The organism is Grimontia marina, from assembly GCF_900060185.1.
Taxonomy (GTDB): Bacteria; Pseudomonadota; Gammaproteobacteria; order Enterobacterales; family Vibrionaceae; genus Enterovibrio; species Enterovibrio marinus.
The window spans coordinates 84,112-106,601 of the sequence record NZ_FIZY01000002.1; the positions used below are offsets into that span (position 1 = coordinate 84,112).

General features: G+C 49.5%; 18 protein-coding genes. 3 read left to right on the forward strand and 15 right to left on the reverse strand.

What is annotated here, in order from left to right; all coding sequences use genetic code 11:
* The first annotated feature begins 90 nt into the window (after positions 1–90).
* The gene (locus tag GMA8713_RS01920; RefSeq protein WP_062705218.1) at positions 91–2,427 is read left to right on the forward strand and encodes a PilZ domain-containing protein; all 2,337 of its coding nucleotides are present in this window, start codon (positions 91–93) and stop codon (positions 2,425–2,427) included.
* A 76-nt stretch (positions 2,428–2,503) separates the two neighbouring features.
* Here the strand turns inward: GMA8713_RS01920 and serB are convergent, their stop codons facing one another.
* Entirely contained in the window at positions 2,504–3,469 is a 966-nt protein-coding gene (gene serB, locus GMA8713_RS01925) for a phosphoserine phosphatase (protein ID WP_062705220.1), read from the reverse strand.
* A gap of 183 nt (positions 3,470–3,652) precedes the next feature.
* On the opposite strand from serB, the gene GMA8713_RS01930 reads away from it, so the two are divergent.
* Positions 3,653–4,261: a YtjB family periplasmic protein gene (locus GMA8713_RS01930; protein WP_062705222.1), complete on the forward strand. Its 609-nt coding sequence runs from the start codon at positions 3,653–3,655 to the stop codon at positions 4,259–4,261.
* A gap of 105 nt (positions 4,262–4,366) precedes the next feature.
* Here GMA8713_RS01930 and deoD read toward each other — a convergent pair whose 3' ends face one another.
* The 4 genes from deoD to deoC form a co-directional block, all read right to left on the reverse strand.
* Positions 4,367–5,092 (reverse strand): purine-nucleoside phosphorylase, encoded by a 726-nt coding sequence (deoD, locus tag GMA8713_RS01935; protein WP_002538934.1) that lies wholly within the window; start codon positions 5,090–5,092, stop codon positions 4,367–4,369.
* Between the two features lie 98 nt (positions 5,093–5,190).
* On the reverse strand, positions 5,191–6,411 hold the full coding sequence (locus tag GMA8713_RS01940; protein ID WP_062705224.1) for a phosphopentomutase: 1,221 nt from the start codon (positions 6,409–6,411) through the stop codon (positions 5,191–5,193).
* Positions 6,412–6,421: 10 nt separating this feature from the next.
* Positions 6,422–7,753, reverse strand: coding sequence for a thymidine phosphorylase (deoA, locus tag GMA8713_RS01945; protein WP_062705226.1), 1,332 nt, complete (start codon positions 7,751–7,753; stop codon positions 6,422–6,424).
* 68 nt (positions 7,754–7,821) lie between these two features.
* Positions 7,822–8,595 carry a deoxyribose-phosphate aldolase gene (gene deoC / locus GMA8713_RS01950; RefSeq protein WP_062705359.1) on the reverse strand — a complete coding sequence of 258 codons (774 nt, stop codon included), beginning with the start codon at positions 8,593–8,595 and terminating at the stop codon, positions 7,822–7,824.
* A 574-nt stretch (positions 8,596–9,169) separates the two neighbouring features.
* Between deoC and GMA8713_RS01955 the strand changes: the two genes are divergently transcribed.
* Positions 9,170–10,369: a transposase domain-containing protein gene (locus GMA8713_RS01955; protein ID WP_062705228.1), complete on the forward strand. Its 1,200-nt coding sequence runs from the start codon at positions 9,170–9,172 to the stop codon at positions 10,367–10,369.
* Between the two features lie 50 nt (positions 10,370–10,419).
* Here the strand turns inward: GMA8713_RS01955 and GMA8713_RS01960 are convergent, their stop codons facing one another.
* The 10 genes from GMA8713_RS01960 to lpxD form a co-directional block, all read right to left on the reverse strand.
* Complete coding sequence (locus tag GMA8713_RS01960) at positions 10,420–11,769, reverse strand: sodium-dependent transporter (protein ID WP_062705230.1); 1,350 nt, start codon at positions 11,767–11,769, stop codon at positions 10,420–10,422.
* Positions 11,770–11,986: 217 nt separating this feature from the next.
* Positions 11,987–12,298 (reverse strand): c-type cytochrome, encoded by a 312-nt coding sequence (locus GMA8713_RS01965; protein WP_062705232.1) that lies wholly within the window; start codon positions 12,296–12,298, stop codon positions 11,987–11,989.
* A 56-nt stretch (positions 12,299–12,354) separates the two neighbouring features.
* Complete coding sequence (gene tilS, locus GMA8713_RS01970) at positions 12,355–13,686, reverse strand: tRNA lysidine(34) synthetase TilS (RefSeq protein WP_062705241.1); 1,332 nt, start codon at positions 13,684–13,686, stop codon at positions 12,355–12,357.
* An 89-nt stretch (positions 13,687–13,775) separates the two neighbouring features.
* Positions 13,776–14,738: an acetyl-CoA carboxylase carboxyl transferase subunit alpha gene (gene accA / locus GMA8713_RS01975; protein ID WP_062705243.1), complete on the reverse strand. Its 963-nt coding sequence runs from the start codon at positions 14,736–14,738 to the stop codon at positions 13,776–13,778.
* Between the two features lie 60 nt (positions 14,739–14,798).
* Positions 14,799–18,278, reverse strand: coding sequence for a DNA polymerase III subunit alpha (gene dnaE / locus GMA8713_RS01980; protein WP_062705245.1), 3,480 nt, complete (start codon positions 18,276–18,278; stop codon positions 14,799–14,801).
* 66 nt (positions 18,279–18,344) lie between these two features.
* On the reverse strand, positions 18,345–18,947 hold the full coding sequence (gene rnhB, locus GMA8713_RS01985; RefSeq protein ID WP_062705247.1) for a ribonuclease HII: 603 nt from the start codon (positions 18,945–18,947) through the stop codon (positions 18,345–18,347).
* A 3-nt stretch (positions 18,948–18,950) separates the two neighbouring features.
* Entirely contained in the window at positions 18,951–20,090 is a 1,140-nt protein-coding gene (gene lpxB / locus GMA8713_RS01990; protein ID WP_062705249.1) for a lipid-A-disaccharide synthase, read from the reverse strand.
* Complete coding sequence (lpxA, locus tag GMA8713_RS01995) at positions 20,090–20,878, reverse strand: acyl-ACP--UDP-N-acetylglucosamine O-acyltransferase (protein ID WP_046307578.1); 789 nt, start codon at positions 20,876–20,878, stop codon at positions 20,090–20,092. Before lpxA ends, lpxB begins: the two co-directional genes overlap by 1 nt.
* A 2-nt stretch (positions 20,879–20,880) precedes the next feature.
* Entirely contained in the window at positions 20,881–21,333 is a 453-nt protein-coding gene (gene fabZ / locus GMA8713_RS02000) for a 3-hydroxyacyl-ACP dehydratase FabZ (protein WP_002536399.1), read from the reverse strand.
* 129 nt (positions 21,334–21,462) lie between these two features.
* On the reverse strand, positions 21,463–22,488 hold the full coding sequence (gene lpxD, locus GMA8713_RS02005; protein WP_062705251.1) for a UDP-3-O-(3-hydroxymyristoyl)glucosamine N-acyltransferase: 1,026 nt from the start codon (positions 22,486–22,488) through the stop codon (positions 21,463–21,465).
* Between the last annotated feature and the right edge of the window lie 2 nt (positions 22,489–22,490).

Here is a 22,490-nt window from a genome sequence, read left to right on the forward strand (position 1 = left end):
CCAGGAAGGGAAAAAAGGTACACTAAGGGCATAATTTGACGATACGTATTCTGTACTCTTAGTTTCAGGATTCTACCAGACTTTATCGAGATGAAGGACCACGACAAGGAGCTGTTCGATCAGCTACTCCCCCTTTATGAGCAAGACGCTTTTGATGCGGTTCTTGCCGAACTCACTCCTAATGACAACGCTTCCGAACGGCTGATCACCAAAATGGAAGTGCGGCGCCTCACGTCTCCTTGCAGTAAGCCAGTTGATCTTCGTGGCAAAGTCGTTGGCGACTGCCGTCGCTACTTCCTACACGATGTCAATCACTGGATGGACGATGTGGCCATTAACCTGTATCACCGCCGTGTGGATATCTATCAAGGCAAGATGACTGTTGGCCTTTGGGAAGAACTACATAACACCCCTAATAGTTACCGGGTATTGCAACGCCAAGGCGATGTCCGTGCGATGGAATCACCTGATACTGTTGACGCCGTGCCAATCCGTTTTGGTCACTACCTATCGAGAAGTGAAAACCGTATTCATCTTTCTACCCGCATTCAGGCTTTCTTGCCTGATGGTACGGAAGTGAATGGTTCGACCATCGATATTTCCAATTCAGGTATGCAGGTCAAACTACCCTCTTCGTTCCGGTATGAAGCAGGTTCAACGCTGGTCATTTACTTCCCGCAGTTGGGCGACGAATGCCAGCTTGCTGAGCTCTTCAGTGGCCTGAACTATCGTGTGGTGGGTGTTGAGCTCAACCTGAATGCAGACAACTTTCAGCGCCTGCGACTTCGGTTGATGAGCAGCACAGATGTCATCAAAGAAGCAATCGAAATTAAGTCCAGAAAACACAATTTAACTTCCAAAACGGAAAACGAAGACAAGTTCCTGTCTACCCGTTCCCGCGCATATGAGCAGGTTTTCCTTGAGCAAACGCCCTCACTGCCACTTTTTTTCTGTGGTCACAAGCTAAGATACAGCCTGCTAACAGAGCAAAACAAGGAACTTTGGGACTACTGGCATGATGAGCGAAATCAGCCGGTGATCGACAAGCTGTTTTCAGCCAAGCGTCTGCAGTATCTGGCACTTGAAGGCTTAACCAACAGCGAAACTCTGGTTTATTGCTTCAACCATCAACAGGGTGAGAAAACCTACTTCTTCTCCGCCTGTCCAACAGAGCTTGATGAAGCGCTTCGCCACTTGTTTTGGCATGTGGGCAGCTCACGCCCTTCTTGGCGCGTACTTCGCGTCACTATGGCAAAGATTAGCGAAGAAGATGCGCGCCGATTACAGGAAGTCTCCCCGGCCTACATCCAGCAGATTGATGAGCTAACCCATATCGCGACGATCCAGGATTTAACACTTTCCCACATCAGTGGTGATTTTCGTATTCCCATCAAGCCCAAGCATCCGGTTAAGCAACTCAATCAGTTTGCCCACCCGCGTGATCCCATCCTACCTGTGGAGGCGGTACCTTCCGTATTAGCCCCTCAACGTAAGGAGCCACGTTATCAGCACAAAACCAAAACCACGCTGGTGCACCATCTAAGCGGCGAATTGCAAGGGCGGACCATCGACTTTTCCACTCAGGGACTGAATGTGGTGTTGGATAAGCCGTTTACAGGCAGTAAACAGCAGGAAGTCGCAATCACCTTCACCGATCTAACGCGCGTTGACCCCAAAGCACCGCTCGGTAATGTGCCTTACAAAGTGGTACAAATCAGTGAAGACAGAACCAACATCAAGCTGGCACTGTTGAAAGACAGACGCAGCAAGCAACGTAGCCATTACTTGCAGCGTCTGATTGAGCACAACCAGCATAAGCTTCTGCTCGACAGCGAAAGGCTACCGGACGCGCCCCTACTGCATGCCATGCATCAAATGCTGCTAACCCGTCTGTCTGCAACGCCATATTTCATTGTACGCCGGGACGAAACGCTTCAGGTGTCTGCGATTGGCGAGAGTTTAACGGGTAATGAGCTCAGCCGACTGCTACAGAAAAATGCTGGCTCAGACATGATGTCACTGCGCTCAGTGATTGGTGATCACCTCTCAAAATACGCGAACCCAGTCACCCGCCACCGTAACCGTGAAGCACAGGTTCGTCATGAGTTCTATATTTCAGCAACGGTCACAGACGGTGCCATTGTTGACAGCACATCCCGACCCTTGGAGAGCTTCGGCTCGCCGGAAGAACGCAAGATGTTTATCTCACAGGCCAGAAGGCGTGGTAAGTTCTTCGCAGTCAGAAACTGGCTACAACCGATTGATAATGGTATTCAATGGCTTGCACCAGAAACACTCGAATCACTACTGTCTCTTTCAACCCTTCGGGCAAGACAGTTGGAAATGGAATTTGCCGATCTGTGTGCATACGGTGAAATGAGTGACATTACGGATGAAGTGTTAAGGCGTCTGGAAATTGGTGGTTGAACCAAGACCCAATAGCAGAAAAATAGAAAAAAAAAGGGATGTCAAATGACATCCCTTTCTCATTTTCTCTAACGGTTTACCAACTCAAGCGTTGCGGTAACAGAGATGCAGAAAGCACACACAACACCCCTCCCAAGTCTGCATGGCGAATAGCAACTTGCGCTACTTGTTGTACTTTCGGCTTTGCGTGGTAAGCAATACCAAGGCCTGCAGCAGACATCATCACCAAATCATTCGCACCATCACCGACGGCCAAAGTATTGGCCGGCATCAGCTCGTAGCTTTCAGCCAAGTCAAGCAGGATATCTGCTTTGCGCTGTGCATCGACCACTGAGCCTGCCAGTTCACCCGTCAGTTTACCGCTCTCAATCACCAATTGGTTTGATTCGGCATAGGCAAGCGACAAATCCTCTTTCAGCTTGTCTGAGAACCAGGTAAAGCCACCGGACGCAATCGCCACTTTCCATCCACGCGCCTGCAAAGATGCGGTCAGTTGCTTCATGCCCGGCATATAAGGAATATTGTCACGCACTTGCTCAAGCACCGACACATCCGTGCCTTTCAGCGTCGCAACACGTTGGCGAAGGCTTTCTTCAAAGTCGAGCTCACCGCGCATAGCACGTTCCGTCACTTCAGCAACTTGCTCACCTACACCTGCCAGTTTGGCGATTTCATCAATACACTCAATCTGAATCGCCGTTGAGTCCATATCAAACAATGCCAGTCCCGGCTCGTAAAGGTTTGGAATATTCTCGAGCGAAGCGCAATCAAGCCCCAAAGCATCACAAAGCTGCACTACTTCTGGTGCCAGTTCACCACGCATCAACAATACTTCATATGGGCCAACGGTCCAGCCAGTCAGCGGGAACACCGGCTCACCGAGCAGAAAGGAAAGGTCATCCAAAGAACCTGGGCTGATATGAAGCCCATAAAGAATCCACCCTGCCTGACGGCAATCTGACGGACGAAAATCTCGGATAGAAGGAAAACGGTTGAGCAGCTTTACGTGTTTTTTAATCGGATAGGCTGAAAATGCATCCATTGCATACATTCCTTTTAGTCAGTTGCCCTTACTATATCAAAGAGTGAGACATATCACAGCATGACGATGATTTCTCCCTCACTTGCTTTTTTCCAGTCAGAACAGCAAACTGAATCAGTGAGCGCTCTCTCCACTCCACTTGTTGCGGTAACACGTTGGACACCGCCTTAGCCTGGACAGCTTATGCTTCAAATCAATAAAAAACGCCTTAAAAGGCTTTGGCAGTTTATTGTTGTGGTGGCCTGTTTTGCCACAATAATGATGCTGTTTATGTACAGTAATCAATTGAACAACCGCAATTACAAAATGCTCTACGATCAGACAGAATCCCTTTCCCGCGTCATTCTCCGTCAGGCGGCCGCTTCCGCGAATAAAGCGCTTGCGAACGATGACATGGAAGCCGTGCAACAATTGGTGAGTAACCTTCAAAACGAACCACTGATCCTTGATGCCGCTGTTTATGATGTGAAAGGGAATTTAGTGGCGAGCTCACTGGGAGCAATGCCTTTAGAGCAGCTAACAGGGCTCAATACCCCGCTTTCCGTGGCCAGTATTGGTCGCCAGCAGCTGGTTGAACCCATTGCCGACGATGGCAATATTTCCGGCTTTGTGCGGATCACGCTGGAGCATGGTGAAGTGATAAAAGCCGCTTCCAACCGGCTTGAACAAAGCATCAACCTGGTACGCGCCATGATTCTGGTCGCGATTGCCACAGGTGCCTTGCTGATCTTTACCTTCGCCAACCGCCGGGATTTATGGCGTTCAACATTCCTGTTAAAGAGTAACGACTAACAGGGCGAGAGCGAAGAGCGAACCTGGGTTCTTAAGATAACTTTCCCCTGAACGCAAAAAGGATGGCCGAAGCCATCCTTTTTCATCTTGGTCTGTCAGCAGAACTTACGCTTCTTCCGCGTCGCCCAGCAGTACAGATTCCAGTGCGATTTCAATCATTTCGTTGAACGTGGTTTGACGCTCGTCAGAAGTGGTTTGTTCGCCAGTCTTGATGTGGTCAGACACAGTGCAGATAGTCAGTGCTTTCGCGCCGAATTCTGCTGCTACACCGTAGATACCCGCTGCTTCCATTTCCACACCCAGAATGCCGTACTTCGCCATGGTGTCGAAGAAATCTGGTTCTGGAGAGTAGAACAAGTCAGCAGAGAAAATGTTACCTACACGTACGTTGATGCCTTTTGCTTTCGCTGCATCAACCGCGTTACGGGTCATCTCGAAGTCTGCAATCGCTGCGAAGTCGTGGCCGTTGAAACGGGTACGGTTGATTTTCGCATCAGTAGACGCGCCAACACCGATGATAACTTCACGCAGTTTTACGTCTTCACGCACTGCACCACAGCTACCTACACGGATGATTTTCTTCACGCCGAAGTCTTTGATCAGCTCAGTCGCGTAGATTGAGCATGATGGGATACCCATACCGTGGCCCATAACAGAGATCTTGCGGCCTTTGTAAGTACCGGTGAAACCGAACATGTTGCGAACATCACAAACTTGCTTAACGTCTTCCAGGAAGGTTTCTGCAATGTATTTAGCACGCAGCGGGTCGCCCGGCATCAGAACTACATCTGCAAAATCACCCATTTCGGCATTGATATGTGGAGTTGCCATTTTCTATTTCCTTTTGATCAAATTTCGGAATCAACCGATGCTAATCGGGTCGCAGCATTCGCTGATAGTCTAGGCTGCGACCGGAATTTAGTTTGGAATTACAGGAAAGACTTTCCGTATTCCATGTCTGAAGTACCGAAGTACTTCGCCAGAGTCTGGCCGATGTCTGCGAAGGTCTCACGACGACCGAGCGAACCTGCTGGTATATGTTTGCCGTAAACCAGAACAGGAATGTGCTCGCGGGTGTGATCCGAGCCTTCCCAGGTCGGATCACAGCCGTGGTCAGCGGTCAGGATCAAGACATCATCTTCTTTCAGCATTTCGAGGATTTCAGGCAAACGCTTGTCGAAATACTCCAGTGCTGCAGCATAGCCAGCCACGTTACGACGGTGACCGTAGTGAGAGTCAAAGTCGACGAAGTTGGTGAAGATGATGCTGTTGTCACCTTCTTGGTTCATCGCATCTTTGGTCGCGTTGAACAGGACTTCCAAACCGGTCGCTTTCACTTTTTTGGTGATACCAACGTGCGCGTAGATGTCTGCAATCTTACCGATAGACACCACCTCACCTTGTTTCTCATCAACCAGCTTTTGCAGCACGGTCGCCGAAGGCGGCTCTACAGATAAGTCACGTCGGTTACCGGTGCGCTCAAACTGGCCTTTGCCCGGCCCGATGAACGGACGTGCGATAACACGGCCAATGTTGTAGTCTTCCAGCTCTTCGCGGGCAATCTGGCAAAGCTCCAGTAGACGATCCAGACCGAAGGTTTCTTCATGACACGCGATTTGGAATACCGAGTCCGCAGAGGTGTAGAAAATTGGCAAGCCAGTTTTCATGTGCTCTTCACCCAGATCGTCAAGGATCTGCGTACCTGATGCATGGCAGTTACCCAGATAGTCCGGCAAACCTGCGCGTTCAAGAATGCGGTCAGTCAGCTCTTTCGGGAAGCTATTTTCTTTGTCAGTGAAATAACCCCAGTCAAACAGTACAGGTACACCGGCAATTTCCCAGTGGCCCGAAGGGGTGTCTTTACCGGAAGACAGCTCAGCCGCATGGCCGTATGCACCGATGATTTCCGCGTTTTCATCCAAACCTTCAGGGAAGTAGCCTGATGATTCTTCACACGCTTTGCCCAAACCCAGTGCATTGAGGTTTGGCAGTGTGAGTGGACCTTGGCGGTCATCATTGTTCGCGTTACCTGCCGCACACGCTTTCGCGATAGAGCCCAGGGTATTCGCGCCCACATCACCAAACTTGTGAGCATCTTCGGTTGCACCGATCCCAAAGGAATCCAGTACCAAAATAATCGCGCGTTTCATGATCGCCTCCTTAGACGTCTTGTGGGCCAATCTGGCGGTAAACTTCAGGGGTCGCCTTTGGCGCTTCGTTTTCGATGCGCATGGCAGCCTGAAGTGCTGCAGCTGCTTGTTGCCATGCAGCTTCATCCTTGGCATGTACTACCGCCAATGGCGTGGTGCTGTCAGCTTGCATACCCAGACGGATAACATCGCTAAAGCCCACTGAATAATCGATCGTATCACTTGCAACACGGCGTCCACCGCCAAGGCCAACGACAGCCATGCCAATTGCACGGGTATCCATCGCTGATACAAAACCAGCGCGGCTTGCAAACACTGGTTTCACCACGTTTGCCGCTGTCAGATACTTACTATAGTTCTCAACGAAATCGAGCGGACCACCCAAACCCGCCACCATTTTGCCGAAGCATTCTGCAGCCTTGCCGTTATCCAGCACGGTTTGCAGTTTGTTCATGGCATCGTCTTTGTCTTTCGCCAGACCACTGATGGTCAGCATTTCAGCACAAAGTGCCATGGTGACGGCATAAAGGCGAGGGTTACGGTATTCACCGGTAAGGAACTGAACCGCTTCTTTCACTTCCAGTGCGTTACCTGCACTTGAAGCCAATACCTGATTCATGTCAGTGAGCAGTGAGCTGGTGCGGGTACCCGCACCATTGGCAACTGCCACAATCGATTTCGCCAGTTCTTCAGATTTCTCGTAGGTCGGCATAAAGGCGCCAGAGCCTACTTTTACATCCATCACCAGCGACTCTAAACCTGCCGCCAGTTTCTTCGACAGGATAGATGCGGTGATCAGAGAAATATTGTCGACGGTCGCTGTCACATCGCGGGTTGCGTATACACGCTTATCCGCCGGTGCCAAATCACCGGTTTGGCCAATGATCGCCACACCTGCTTCTTTGGTCACTTTGCCGAAAACATCGTTGTTCGGCGTGATGTTATAACCCGGAATCGCTTCAAGTTTGTCCAGCGTACCACCGGTATGACCCAGACCACGGCCTGAAATCATAGGTACGTAACCACCACATGCCGACACCATAGGGCCAAGCATCAGGGAGGTCACATCACCCACACCGCCGGTACTGTGTTTATCGACGATAGGGCCATCAAAATTCATGTGTGACCAGTCAATCACCATGCCTGAGTCACGCATGGCGCACGTCAGTGCGACACGTTCGTCCATGGTCATGTCATTGAAGTACACTGCCATGGCAAATGCCGCGATCTGTCCTTCAGAAACAGTATCTTTTGCAATGCCCTGGATAAAGAAATTAATTTCTTCAGAAGTCAGCGCAATGTTGTCACGCTTCTTCCGAATGATTTCTTGGGGAAGGTACATAATCGACCTCACGTACTGGGTGTCAAAAACAGGGGGAGCCGAAATTGCCAACTCCCCAAAAGAAGGGCTTAGTAGCCGCCTTCTGCCGCTTTTTCGCCTTCACCCAACGTGTGAAGCAGATTAGCCAGTAGGCTTGATGCACCAAAACGGTAGTGTGCGTTGTCAGCCCACTCGCCGCCCAGGATACGGTCAGCCATCGCCAGGTACTCCGCTGCATCTTCAGCAGTACGTACACCGCCAGCTGGCTTGAAACCCACTTTTTCCGCAACGCCCATCTCTTTGATCACAGTCAGCATGATTTCTGCTGATTCTGGTGTCGCGTTCACTGGTACTTTACCGGTAGAAGTCTTGATAAAATCTGCGCCCGCTTCGATAGAGATTTCAGATGCGCGCTTGATCAGTGCTGCTTCTTTCAGCTCACCGGTTTCGATGATCACTTTCAGCGTCACGTCACCACAGGCAGCTTTACATTGTTTAACCAGCTCAAAACCGGTTTCCTCATCACCCGCGATAAGCGTGCGGTATGGGAACACAACGTCAACTTCATCCGCACCGTATGCCACAGCCGCTTTGGTTTCAGCCACTGCGATTTCGATGTCGTCGTTACCGTGTGGGAAGTTAGTCACGGTTGCGATTTTGATTTCAGGTGTGCCTTGCTCGCGAAGTTGTTTCTTCGCCACAGGGATAAAACGTGGGTAGATGCAGATAGCAGCAGTGTTACCTACTGGGGTTTTCGCGCTCTTACACAGTTCAATAACTTTCGCATCTGTGTCGTCGTCGTTCAGGGTGGTTAAATCCATCAGTTTCAGGGCACGAAGAGCTGCTGCTTTTAGATCGCTCATGACTTTCTCCAGTCGTAAATATTCAAAACCAAGTAACAAACTATGCGAGGCTCTGCTCGACATAATCTGATGAGCGGACTTGGCTCCTTGAAGTTTGGCGCGCTGCATGGTCAACGCCAATCAACATTCCTTGTTGCCGCACACCCTTTGGCATTCTGCCGGGTGTCCACCTGTCTCATCGTGCTGCAAGTTTTTTACACGTTGGGGCAGGTTTGATGTCTCACCTTTCCGCGGTCTGTGAAACAGTAGTGAAATTAATGAAAGACCACTCCTGAAACTTTGACAGCGTTCACCAATTTTACCAATCTTCCTTTGGTTACACTAGGTGTTACCTGTTTCTGTTGAAAAACACTTTGTTGCTGATGATGCAAACCTGAGCGGACATTTTTCGGTGTTACTGGCATCACTATAAGTGGCGATTAAGCATCACTTTGTCTTATTCCTGACGAATGGGCTCCCGAAGCTCCAGGCATAAAAAACCGCCTCACAAGGAGTAATGCCGATCGTTTTAAGTCATTGAACGCTCCTACGCTGGCTTCATAATCGGCCTCAACATTGTTGAGGCCGATTTTTTATGTCTGAGTTTTTGAAAGAGTTACACATCACCGCTGAGTTTTGCCAAGACCATCCTATCAACGCATTCTCTAAACACATTCCTCTTGATTGGGTTGAAGAAGCCTTCAAGCAAACTGGACGCGCTTCTTTGCGTAAACGTCGCTTTCACGCTGAGCAGGCAGTGTGGCTGGTTTTAGGGATTGGATTACTGCCCAACCGTTCGATTCAGAATGTTTGTGACCAACTTGAGTTGGCTTTTCCTGATACCAAAGGGGAACTTCCTCCTCTCGCCACAAGCAGCATCATCAAGGGCAAGGAAAGGCTCGGTGCCGAGCCGATGCGTTATCTCTTTAAGCTCACAGCAGCGCAATGGGATAAGCAATGTGAATTCGACAAGGTATGCGACTTGAAGGTGCTCAGTGTTGATGGCACTTACTTCAAGACTCATGATACCGACAGTAACCAGCAATTGGTTGGCTCCGCTCCCGAGAATTCTCTGACCTTGTTTGATAGAGGCTTTATGTCGGCGGAGCTGTTTGCCAACTGGCAGGGTAGCAGTCAAAACACGCATTGGCTGACGCCAATCAAAGCAAAGCTCAGGTATAAAATTATCGAATCTTACGGTGAGTATGATTATCTCGTGAAACTGCCCGTCTCTCCTCAAGCCCAACAACAAGCGCCGTACTTGGGAAAGTCGTGGACAGCAAGGCTGGTGTTAATTCCCTCGCCAAAAGGTGAGATAAAAGGCTTTATCACGTCATGTCTATGCCCGAGAAGATATGCACTAAAAGAACTGGTAGAGGTGTACTGGCAACGCTGGGAAATAGGGCAGGGCTACGGAGAACTGAAGCAATATCAGCTGGCAAACAAGCCCATCTTACGAAGCTTAAAAAGCGAGAGTATCTATCAGGAGTTGTGGGGGATCCTGACGTCTTACAATATCGTCCGTTTAGAGATGGCGGCGATGGCGAAAGAGCACAACGTTGAGCCATTTAGGATAAGCTTCCTCAATGCGCTTTATCTCATCCAAGATGAGTTTATCTGGGCGAGTGGCAGAAGCCCTGGTGCAGTACCTAAGGTACCAGAAATGCTTAGAGAAAATGGCAAACGGCTGATATTACCTTACAAGAGAAAGAGGAAAGCTTACCCTCGGGCAGTGTTGAAAAGACCCGCAAAATATCCGACCAGAACCAGAGAGAAAAAAGCCACTCGCTCTTGAGCGAGTGGCCTTAAGCCCTGGGCTTCCGTTTTTGTTTTCTTTGGTTTGATTTAAACCAATGACATCCAAATCACGGCAATGACCAAAACCGGACAGACAAACTTCACGTACAGAGGCCAGACTTTCCAGAAGAAACTTTGCTCAATATCGTCATACCCCTGTCTAAGTTCCTTCAGTTTCTGGGTGCGTTTCCATACCCAACCACCGTATAGACAGAAAAGAAGTGCGGCAATTGGCTGGAAGTACTGTGTTGCGATCGTCGCTACTAAGCCAAACAGCTCGCCAAAGTTAAACACGATCACCAGACTGAAGGCAGCGATAACACCCCCCAACAACCAGCTTGCAACTGAACGTTTTGTGCCAAGGCGCTCACTCATTAGCGCAACAGGGCATTCGAGCATAGAAATCGATGATGTCAGTGCAGCAATCGTCATCAACAGAAAGAAGACAAGAGCAACGAAAGTACCAACCACGCCAAGCCCTTCAAATAGCATTGGCAGAACATCAAAAACCAGTGTTGATGAGCTCAGCAGCGCGCCGTTTGTGTCATAAATCTCAACGCCCTGATGCATGGCTGCAAACATAGCAGGTAGGATAACCAAGCCTGCAATGACAGCGACTGCTGTATCCACCAATGTGACATTCAACGCCATTTGGGGCAGATTCTCTTTCCGGCTGAGGTACGAGCCGTAAATCAACATTGAACAGCCACCTATAGTCAGAGAGAAGAAGCCCTGCCCCATCGCCGCCAGAATCAAATCACCATCCATCACTTTGGAAAAGTCAGGGATGAGATAGTGCGCCAAACCATCGGTAGCACCAGGCAATGTCATCACGTAAATGAAAAGCACAGCGAACAGAATGAAGAGTGCTGGCATCAGGCGTGTTGACCATTTCTCGATACCTTCTTTCACACCAGCCTGAACAATCAGAATAGTTAGCAGATAGAAAAGACCCGCGCCCAAAAGGTTTCGTTCAACCGAGAACCCCTTCAACCAGATTGCAGTGTCATGAAGCCCCATAAGCTCTGCACCTGCGGCAAGCAAGTAAGAAATTAGCCAGCCACCGACGATGCTATAGAAAGCCAAAACAAGACAAGGCACCAACAGGCCGATAAGGCCTACACCTCCACCGAGCATTTTCGATAACGGAGATCGTCCCAATTTTCTCATACTGTCGATAGGGTTGGCCTGACCATGGCGGCCAATCGCCATTTCAACTAACAGCATTGGGTACGCAACAATGAGGATCATCAAGAGGTAGACAATAAGAAAGGCACCACCACCGTTACTTGCTGCTTGCGTTGGGAATCCCCAGATATTACCCAGACCGACCGCAGCACCTGTTGCTGCCAGAACGAAACCGAGTCTGGAACTAAAATGTTCGCGTCCTGCTGCCATTGTTTTACCTCTCACAACGTATCAGTGAGCTAGTACAATAGTAAAACCTAGATTTACCTGCAATAGCAGAAAGTTTGATCGAGCAAAAAACACTCAGACAAAATAAAATATTGCGATCAGGGTGTTATCAATTATCTTCTTTAACATTTCAGCCAGTGAACAGATATAAAAAAACCACGGCTGTTACCGTGGTTTTCACTTTCATTCGTTTTGGCGACTATTTCATTTGTGCAAAGTATGCAGCCAGATTCGCCATATCCGCATCACTCAGCATATCTGCCTGAGGCTTCATGACCATCGCCTGCGCGCCAGTACGCTCACCGTTTTTATAAGCTTTCAATGCGGACACAATATATTGTTCATTCTGACCTGCAAGATTGGGATATCCTGGGATCATCGCAATGCCGTTAGCACCATGGCAAGCCGCACAAATTGCCGCTTTTGCTTTACCAGCTTCTGCATCTCCTGCAGCAAATGAGGGCGCAGCCATCATCATGGCAGCCAGACCTATAGGTAAGAGTTGTTTCATTGCTTCCTCGCTTTATTGTTTTCCAGTTTTGTTAAATTGTTGCACGTAAAAGGTATTCACGCATTCAATGCGTGGAATTTGTGCCAGACAAGCTCACACTCATCCCCCACATAATCTTTACAAACAAACAAATCTCCAACGGCTGCTACCGTGTCACCATAAAATAAAATCGGTGTTCTGCGGCGAAGCCAACTCGGGACACCATACTCCTGAAACAGCTTTTTCATCTTTCTTTTACCTTGCCGCCCTTCCGGGTGCGCTGATAAGCCTTCCGGATCAAAACTGACCCTTACTGGCTCGTCTGCCATTGGGGCACGGAGTTTAATCCCAACACCACAGTTTTTTCCCAACACCAGTTGCAGCTTCCCTAGTTTGTCCGGCAATTGAACCATTTGATCAAAAGTCACCATCGATCCCCAATCAGAAACATCATGGTAAGGCGTAACAAACCAAAGCTTTCCCTGATACCTACGAACTTCCCCTTGAGAGATCTTCAATGCTGGATTGGCATCCTGTGCTGCGTTTATGACAGACGAAAAAACCTGATCTAACTGTACTTTCGACAGAGAAACCCTTCCCACCTTTTTTAGCCAACGCCGAACCAGAGCCGTTTGTAATGCCGCAGAGTAATTGCTGATGTTGTTGATGCTTAGAGTGGCGTCTTCACTTATCACATCAGCATCGAAGGGAACCAATAATTCATCTAGAAGCTGCTCTTGTTCAGCACAGTGCGTAGCAGTGCGATTAATCGCTTTCACCAATCCTACCCAACGCTGGGTCGCCTTAGGTAGCCATTCTTGCCTGATAAAGTTACGGTCAAAACGGTTATCCAGATTGCTTTCATCTTCTACCCAGTTAAGCCCCTGAGATTCAGCATATTCCTCAATTGTCTTTCTGTTTGCCTCAAGTAAAGGACGACATAACACAGCATGTTCCATCGGACGGATTTCAGGCATGGCAGCCAACCCCGCTGGGCCACTACCACGCTTAAGCGCTAGTAAAAAAGTTTCTGCCTGATCGTCGGCATGCTGGCCGGTCAATACCAGTGCATTATCATCTACTGAGTTCAAAATAGCCTGATACCGCGCATCCCTCGCCGCTTTTTCGAGGCTCTCTCCCTTAAGGGATAGTGACACTCTAATACCCTTGAATGCAAAATCAGCCTCTCCAGCCCATCGCTCGCATTGTGCCAGCCAAGTATCGGCCTTTGGACTTAAACCATGATGGACATGAATGACCAGATAGTGATGCTGTGGGTGGATATCCCGATAAGTGGCGAGCAAATCAAGCATTACACGTGAGTCCATGCCACCACTGAAAGCCAGCACTATCTGGCGTGGTTCAGGCGTGTGTTTATCAAGTACATATTCAAACAGAGAGAACAACATAGACACTTCGAAAAAGACGAATTTTTCGAATCATAGCATCAGATACGAAAAAAGGGCCATTCGGCCCTTTTTAATCAAACAGTTTGCGCTTAGCAATAACCGTAGCTCAGCAGACGCTGGTAACGACGCTCACGGAGGTTATCTGAGTCAAGTTGCGAGAGTTCTTCCAACTGGCCCACCAGCAATGCTTTGATGTTTTCTGCGGTTTTCGCAAAATCCCGATGTGCACCGCCCATCGGCTCTTCGATGATGTTGTCAATAAGGCCCAGCTCTTTCAGACGAGGCGCAGTCATACCCATCGCTTCTGCTGCTTGTGGCGCTTTGTCTGAATCACGCCACAGGATAGACGCACACCCTTCTGGCGAAATGACTGAGTAAGTAGAGTACTGAAGCATGTTCACGTAATCGCCCACACCAATTGCCAGTGCACCACCAGAGCCACCTTCGCCAACCACGTTAACGATGACTGGCACAGTCAGACCTGCCATTTCTTTCAGGTTACGAGCAATCGCTTCAGACTGCCCACGCTCTTCTGCACCTACGCCAGGGTATGCGCCTGCTGTATCAATGAAAGTGACGATTGGCATATTGAAACGCTCAGCCATCTTCATCAGACGCAATGCTTTGCGGTAGCCTTCTGGTTTTGGCATACCGAAGTTACGAATCACTTTTTCGCGGGTTTCACGGCCTTTTTGATGGCCGATAATCATCACTGGTCTGCCATCAATACGCGCCATACCACCAACAATTGCTTTGTCATCTGCATACGCGCGATCGCCTGCCAGCTCTTCAAATTCAGTGAAGATCAGATCCGCGTAGTCCAGTGTATATGGACGACGTGGATGACGCGCCAGCTGTGCAACCTGCCAAGCACCCAGATCGCTGAAGATTTTCTTCGTCAGCTCAGTGCTTTTGGTCTCCAATTGCTCGATTTCTTTGTCCAGGTTGACAGCCTCAGCTTCGTCGCCACGCTTGGACACTACACGCAAGGCTTCGATTTTTGCTTCCAATTCCGCGATTGGCTGTTCAAATTCAAGGAAATTAAGACTCATAGAGAAAGAATCCTGTTAAGTAATAACATAGCCCCGCTCATTCCTGGCAGGGCCGAAATATCAATCAAATTCCAGCTCGACCTGTTTATCGCCGAGCAGCGTTTTTAAATCATCAATCAGTTTGTCGTCTGGCGTAATACGCCACTCTGTACCTAAGACCAACTTTGCGCGAGCATCGTCACGCTGGTAGTAAAGGTTGACCGGAACCGTTCCCGCACGGTGCGGTTCCAGGATCTCACTGAATCGTTCAAAAAATTTGTTATCAATTTGCCTGTCGGTCACTGAGATAGCAAGACCACGCAGGTACTTTTCACGCGCTTGGGAGATATCAAGCACTTCTCGTGCCGACATTTTAAGGCCACCGTTGAAGTCATCAAAGCTGACCTGTCCCGATACCACCAAAATTCTGTCTTTTTCTATGAGATCCAGATACTTTTCTAGCGCATCTGAGAACAGCATCACTTCCATGCGTCCTGAACGGTCATCCAAAGTCAGGATACCGATACGGGTGCCTCGCTTAGTGGTCATCACACGTGCAGCGATCACAAGGCCAGCCACCGTTGATACCACATCACGTTTGGTGGCGTGGGCATCTTCGAGGCGCCAAGTAATGTAATGCTTCAGCTCCTTCACATAGCTGTTGATCGGGTGCCCTGTTAAGTAAAGCCCTAGCGTTTCGCGCTCACCTTCCAACCAGACTTTGTCAGGCCATGGCGGCACTTTCGCGTATTTGTGCTCCACCTCTTCAGGTGCATCCGTCAATACACCGAACATATCAGTTTGACCAAACGCTTCTGCCTGGTGGTGTTGGCTTGCTGATTTCAGCGCATCATCCAAAGAAGCCGTCATCGCCGCTCGGTGAGGGCCTAGTCGGTCCATGGCGCCTGACTGAATCAGTTTTTCAATGACACGCTTGTTCACCTTCTTGGTGTCAATGCGAGCGCAGAAGTCGAACAGGTCGCGGAAGTAACCGCCTTCTTGACGCGCTTTGATGATGTTTTCGATTGGTGCTTCACCCACACCTTTGATTGCACCGATACCGTAAACAATCTCGCCTTTTTCGTTCACGTTAAAGCGGTATAGACCCGCGTTCACATCCGGTGGCAGCATGGTGAGTTTCATGCGGCGACACTCTTCTACCAGGCCAACGATCTTGTCGGTGTTATCCATATCCGCGGTCATTACCGCTGCCATGAATTCCGCCGGATAGTGTGTTTTCAACCAAAGTGTTTGATAGGAAACCAGCGCGTAGGCTGCAGAGTGCGATTTGTTGAAACCATAACCCGCAAACTTCTCCACCAGGTCGAAGATCTTCATCGACAGCTCGCCGTCTACACCGTTGGCGATTGCCCCGCTTTCAAAGGTTGCGCGCTGCTTCGCCATTTCTTCTGGCTTTTTCTTACCCATTGCGCGGCGGAGCATGTCTGCACCACCCAGGGTGTAGCCTGACAGCACCTGAGCAATCTGCATCACCTGCTCTTGGTAAAGAATGATGCCGTAGGTTGGATCCAGAATTTCTTTCAGTGACTCGTGCTGCCACGTCGCATCCGGGTAAGAGATCTCTTCGCGACCGTGCTTACGGTCGATAAAGTTATCTACCATGCCTGATTGCAAAGGGCCCGGACGGAACAGGGCTACCAGTGCGATGATATCTTCGAAACAGTCGGGTTGAAGGCGCTTGATCAGCTCTTTCATACCCCGTGATTCGAGCTGGAATACCGCTGTGGTTTCTGAGTTCTGCAAGACGCGGAATGAAGCTGCATCTTCGAGCGGGATAGACTCAATACGCACTGGCTCTTGTCCGCTACGCTCCAGACGCGGGTTAATCAGCCCCAAAGCCCAGTCGATGATGGTCAGGGTGCGTAGACCCAAGAAGTCAAACTTCACCAAACCCGCGGTTTCTACGTCATTCTTATCGAACTGGGTAACCGGGAAGTGACCTTCAGCATCAGCATAGATGGGAGCAAAATCGGTAATGGTGGTTGGCGAGATAACAACCCCACCCGCGTGCTTACCGGCGTTTCGTGTACAGCCTTCCAGAATGCGGCAGGTATCGATAAGCTCGCGGACTTCTTCATCCGCTTCGTAGATTTCACCCAGCTGTGGTTCAGCCACAAAGGCTTTTTCTAATGTCATCCCCGGATCGGGCGGCACCAGCTTAGAGATACGGTCAACAAAACCATAAGGGTGACCAAGTACACGCCCCACATCACGGATGACCGCTTTAGCGGCCATGGTACCGAAGGTAATGATCTGGGATACCGCATCACGTCCATACATCTCAGCAACGTGATCAATTACCTGATCGCGCTTATCCATACAAAAGTCGACGTCAAAGTCGGGCATGGAAACACGTTCAGGGTTGAGGAATCGTTCGAACAGCAGATCGTATTCCAGTGGATCAAGGTCAGTGATTTTAAGCGCATAGGCCACCAGCGAGCCTGCACCGGAACCACGGCCCGGCCCCACAGGAATCGCGTTGTCTTTCGACCACTGGATGAACTCCATAACGATAAGGAAGTAACCTGGGAAACCCATGTTGTTGATCACTTCCAGTTCGACTTCAAGACGCTCATCGTATTCTGGTCGACGCTTCAAACGCTCTTCTTCATTCGGGAACAGGAATTCCAGACGTTCTTCCAAACCTTCCCGCGACTTCATCACCAAAAATTCGGTTTCTTCCATGCCTTCGGTCGGGAAGGCGGGCAGAAAGTATTCGTTGAGGCGAACAGTGACGTTACAGCGCTTGGCAATTTCTACTGTGTTTGCCAACGCCTCAGGAATGTCATGGAACAGCTCACACATTTCTTCTTCTGAGCGAAGATGCTGCTGAGGACTGTAGTTTTTCGGGCGGCGGGGATCTTCAAGTGTGTAGCCATCATGGATCGCGACGCGGATTTCATGGGCATCAAACAAATCCGCGGTCAGGAAGCACACCTCATTGGTCGCAACAACGGGAAGATCATGTTCGGCCGCAAAATCGAGCGCAAAGTGAAGGTAAGCTTCTTCATCCGGGCGCCCTGTTCGCATTAATTCGATGTAATACGCATCAGGGAAATGAGTTTGATAGAAGGCTGCGCACTGATTAGCCAGACCCGCGTTACCTTTGAGCAGGGCTTTGCCCAGATCACCACGACGTCCACCCGAAAGGATGATAAGGCCTTCTTTCAACTCAACCAGCCAATCCTGATCAATAACAGGTTGATGCTGGATATGGCCACGTAGATAGGCTTTTGAAATCAGTAACGTAAGGTTTTTATAACCGATGTTGTTGGCAGCCAGTACAGTAATTTGGCAGAGATCTTCACCAAAAGCGTCCGTCTGCATTTTAAAGTCAGCGCCGATAATCGGTTTCACACCCGTACTCTGCGCCGTGTTATAGAACTTCACCAAGCCACATAGGTTGGTAAAGTCCGTCAATGCCATCGCCGGCATGCCTAGCTCGGCCACTTTCTTGACCAATGGCGGCACCTTGCCGAGGCCATCGACCATAGAAAAATCACTGTGAACACGAAGGTGAATAAAGCGTGGGTCTGACATAGTACTCTTACGTTACTGATTTATTGTTGTGAATGTGGGAGGAGTGAGATTCCCCCTCCCGAAACATTATGCAATGCCGAGCGCGTTCTTAACAGGTTTAAAGCTCTTTCGGTGCTCGGGGATAGCACCATGTTCAGCAAGCGCTTCAAAATGCGCCTTGGTTGGATAACCTTTGTGCTTGGCAAAGCCGTATTGTGGGTATTGCGCGTCCAACTCTTCCATTTCGCGGTCTCGAACAACCTTGGCCAGAATGGAGGCTGCACTGATTTCCGCCACACGCAAATCACCTTTAACGACTGCCTCTGCAGGGATATTGAGTCCCGTCGGTACACGGTTGCCATCAATCAAGACGAAGTCAGGCTTGATGTTTAAGCCAGCCACGGCTCGCTCCATAGCCAACATGGTGGCAGAAAGAATATTGATGTCATCAATCTCTTCCGGTTCAGCACGACCTAATGACCACGCCAATGCTTTTTCTTTGATTTCCTCAAAGAGCACTGCGCGTTTTTTGTCAGTCAGTTTTTTGGAGTCGGTCAGCCCTTCAATTGGCTTATTGGGATCGAGAATAACAGCAGCCGTTACCACTGCGCCCACCAAAGGGCCCCGTCCGACTTCATCAACACCAGCGATAAGCCTAGCGTCAGGATATACAAAAGGTTCGAAGTCCATTGACTAACGTCCTATCAGATTCAGCACTGCATCAGCGGATGTTTTGTCAGCATCGCAGCGGATAATTTCATGCAAGCGGGTGAATTCCACCATCAAAGCGGTGTTGTCACTGTCGAGAAAACGGGAAACATCATTCGCCAAGGTTTCTGGCGTGCAGGCCTCCTGAAGACGTTCTGGGACCAGTTCACGACCTGCGAGGATATTCGGCAGAGAAACGAACTCAGTCTTAACCATACGCTTGGCTATCCAGGCAGTGATCGCATTCACTTCATAACCCACCACCATAGGACGTTTGACCAGCATGCACTCAAGCGCGACCGTGCCAGAGGCCAGCAGCACCGCATCAGAAGCGGTAATCACGTTGCGCGCGGTGTCATCCACCAGCACAAAATCCAGTTCTGGTGCCGTTTGTTGCCATGCTTCTTCAAATTGGACCCGGCGTTTTTCATTCACCAGCGCAACGGCAAAGCCAAGTTCCGGATATTTTGCTTTAAGCAATTTGCAGGTTTTGATGAAGGTTGGTGCCAGCAACTTCATTTCACCACCACGGCTACCCGGTAAAACCGCTAGATAGCGCTTGTCCTGGTTTAAACCCAACAGGGTTTTCGCTGCTGCTTTGTCACTCACCATCGGGATGTCATCTGCCAGGGTGTGACCGACGAATGCACAGGGAACGTCAAACTTGTCGTAAAAGGCTTTTTCGAAAGGCAGAAGTGCCAAGACTAAATCTGTGGCTGCGGCAATTTTGAAAATGCGCTTCTGACGCCACGCCCATACACTCGGGCTGACGTAGTGAACGGTTTTGATGCCATTGTCTTTGAGGTCTTTTTCGAGCCTCAGATTGAAATCTGGCGCGTCAATACCGACAAACACATCAGGCGGATTCGCTGTAAAATAGTCGACAAGTTCGCGCTTCACTTTTAGCAAGCGCGATAAGCGGCCGAGCACTTCAACAATGCCCATCACGGCTAACTCTTCCATGTCGAACAGTGTTTCGCAGCCCAATGCCTTCATGCGAGGGCCACCAATGCCCACAAATTCCGCATCTGGATATCTGGCTTTGATTGTCTTGATAAAGCCGGCACCTAAAATATCGCCGGAGATTTCCCCGGCGACAATTCCAATTCGAAGTGGCTTAGCCATTAGCGAATAATGCCTCGGCTTGAGTTCTCGAAAAACTCCACGAACAGTTGCAAAGCCTGCTCGTCTTTCGACATTTCAAGGATCTGCTTCTTGGCTTCTTCCAATGTTTTACCCGAGCGGTACAGCTCCTTGTAAACAGCGCGGATTGCTTTAATCGCACTCTTTTCAAAGCCACGGCGCTTCAGGCCTTCCACATTGATACCGAATGGTGCGCAGTGGTTACCCTGAGCCATCACATAAGGAGGAACATCCTGAACCACAATCGAACCACCACCCAGCATGCAATGACTGCCGATAGTGCAGAATTGGTGTATCGCGGTCATGCCACCAACAATCGCGTAATCCCCCACTGTTACATGGCCAGCCAGCGTTGCATTGTTAGCAAAGATACAGCGATCGCCAATCACACAATCATGTGCAACATGAGCATTGATCATGAACAGATTGTCGCTGCCCACTTTCGTGGTGCCCTCATCCTGAATAGTGCCACGGTGCATGGTCACGCTTTCACGGATGGTGTTGCGATCACCGATGATCAACGTGGTAGGCTCACCCGCGTACTTGAGATCTTGACACTCTTCGCCAATAGAAGCGAATTGATAGATTTTGTTGTCACAGCCAATTTTTGTTGGCCCTTTGATCACAACATGTGTTTTGACTTCGGTGCCTTCACCGATTTCCACACCGGTGCCGATGAAAGAAAAAGCACCAATCTTGACGTTTGCGCCAAGGATTACGCCTTCTTCCACAACAGCCGTTGGGTGGATTTGTGCGGTTTCATGAATCACGATTAAAACTCTCTTCTGGCACACTTCAGCTCAGCTGAGCAAACAACCTTACCATCAACTTTAGCAACACCTGTGAACGCAGCAATGCCGCGACGCTCTTTCAGGAATTCCACCTCCAGAACCATCTGGTCACCAGGGGTTACCGGCGCACGGAATTTTGCGTTATCGATACTGGCAAAGTAATACAGTTCATTCTCTTTTGGCTGACCGAAGGTCTTAAATGCCAGAAGGCCAGTCGCCTGCGCCATCGCTTCCAATATCAATACACCCGGAAATACAGGCAACTGAGGGAAATGCCCCGTGAACTGTGGTTCATTCACAGAGACATTTTTGATTGCGTGTAGGTACTTACCTTCTTCGAAATCGGTAACACGGTCAATCAGCAGAAATGGATAACGGTGTGGCAGCAGTTCTTTAATTTCGTTAACTGTCAGGATTTTATTTTCGCGACTCAAAGTTTTATTCCCGTATGAAATACTTATTATATGTCGTTGAATTGGCTGATAACACAAATGGCCCACACTGCAGGTTCTTCCGACAATTTATCGAAACGAACCACCAGGGCAGGCCATCGCGGACGGCTATTACTCGCTGTCTTCTAGCTGTTTTTCAACGACTTTCAATCGTTTATGCATGTCTTCGATTTTCAGCACTCGTGCAGCGGTTTTGCGCCACTCTCTGTTAGTCTGAAGTGGAATACCCGAAGAGTACATACCCGGTTCAGTGATAGGTCGCATCACCATCGCCATACCAGTGATCGTGACACCATCTGTAATTTCCATATGGCCGTTAATGACGGTCGCACCACCAATAATGCAGTGCTTGCCGATCTTAAGGCTACCGGCCATTGTGGTTGCTCCTGCAATGGCGGTATTTTCACCGATCGAAACATTATGAGCGATCTGACACTGGTTGTCGATAATCACACCATCAGCAATCACGGTATCCTCAATCGCGCCACGGTCAATGGTGGTACAAGCACCAATCTCAACGCGATCACCAATGACGACCCTACCCACTTGAGGAATTTTCACCCAGCGGCCTTTGTCGTTTGCGTAACCGAAGCCATCAGAACCGATAACGGTACCCGATTGCACAAGACAAGATTCGCCTATCACCACATTGTGGTAAACCGTCACGTTTGCCCAAAGGCGGGTATTGGCACCTAACTTGGTATCTTTACCTACAAAGCAGCCAGCACCGACTTGCACGTTGTCGCCGAGCTCTACGCCGTCTTCTACCACAGCGTTATGGCCAACAGCGACGCCATTCCCCAGTTTCGCTGTCGGTGAAACATAGGCACTAGGGGCAATATCAACCGCACAGGCAGGTGTGGTATCCAGCAATTGTGCGGTTAATGCATATCCCAGATACGGGTCTTTCAACACTAGTGCATTTCCGGTGCAGTATGACAGGTCGGCTTCCTTGACCATCACAGCACTTGCCTGACAATCGGCAAGATGTTTGCGGTATTTGCTGCTGGAAAGGAAGGTGATCTCTCCTTCGCCAGCTTTATCCATACCCGCGATGGCACTGATTTGCACACTGCCATCACCGTGCAGTTCTGCACCCAGTTTATCCGCTAATTCAGCGAGCGTAATAGAAGCCATTT

Bases quoted from the DNA above. Each gene is read 5' to 3' on its own strand.
- lpxD (WP_062705251.1), bottom strand. From the start codon at position 22,488: ATGGCTTCTATTACGCTCGCTGAATTAGCGGATAAACTGGGTGCAGAA.
- GMA8713_RS01965 (WP_062705232.1), bottom strand. From the start codon at position 12,298: ATGAAACAACTCTTACCTATAGGTCTGGCTGCCATGATGATGGCTGCG.
- GMA8713_RS01940 (WP_062705224.1), bottom strand. From the start codon at position 6,411: ATGAAACGCGCGATTATTTTGGTACTGGATTCCTTTGGGATCGGTGCA.
- lpxB (WP_062705249.1), bottom strand. From the start codon at position 20,090: ATGGCTAAGCCACTTCGAATTGGAATTGTCGCCGGGGAAATCTCCGGC.
- GMA8713_RS01955 (WP_062705228.1), top strand. From the start codon at position 9,170: ATGTCTGAGTTTTTGAAAGAGTTACACATCACCGCTGAGTTTTGCCAA.
- deoA (WP_062705226.1), bottom strand. From the start codon at position 7,753: ATGTACCTTCCCCAAGAAATCATTCGGAAGAAGCGTGACAACATTGCG.
- GMA8713_RS01960 (WP_062705230.1), bottom strand. From the start codon at position 11,769: ATGGCAGCAGGACGCGAACATTTTAGTTCCAGACTCGGTTTCGTTCTG.
- dnaE (WP_062705245.1), bottom strand. From the start codon at position 18,278: ATGTCAGACCCACGCTTTATTCACCTTCGTGTTCACAGTGATTTTTCT.
- serB (WP_062705220.1), bottom strand. From the start codon at position 3,469: ATGGATGCATTTTCAGCCTATCCGATTAAAAAACACGTAAAGCTGCTC.
- GMA8713_RS01920 (WP_062705218.1), top strand. From the start codon at position 91: ATGAAGGACCACGACAAGGAGCTGTTCGATCAGCTACTCCCCCTTTAT.
- tilS (WP_062705241.1), bottom strand. From the start codon at position 13,686: ATGTTGTTCTCTCTGTTTGAATATGTACTTGATAAACACACGCCTGAA.
- GMA8713_RS01930 (WP_062705222.1), top strand. From the start codon at position 3,653: ATGCTTCAAATCAATAAAAAACGCCTTAAAAGGCTTTGGCAGTTTATT.
- deoC (WP_062705359.1), bottom strand. From the start codon at position 8,595: ATGAGCGATCTAAAAGCAGCAGCTCTTCGTGCCCTGAAACTGATGGAT.
- deoD (WP_002538934.1), bottom strand. From the start codon at position 5,092: ATGGCAACTCCACATATCAATGCCGAAATGGGTGATTTTGCAGATGTA.
- rnhB (WP_062705247.1), bottom strand. From the start codon at position 18,947: ATGGACTTCGAACCTTTTGTATATCCTGACGCTAGGCTTATCGCTGGT.
- accA (WP_062705243.1), bottom strand. From the start codon at position 14,738: ATGAGTCTTAATTTCCTTGAATTTGAACAGCCAATCGCGGAATTGGAA.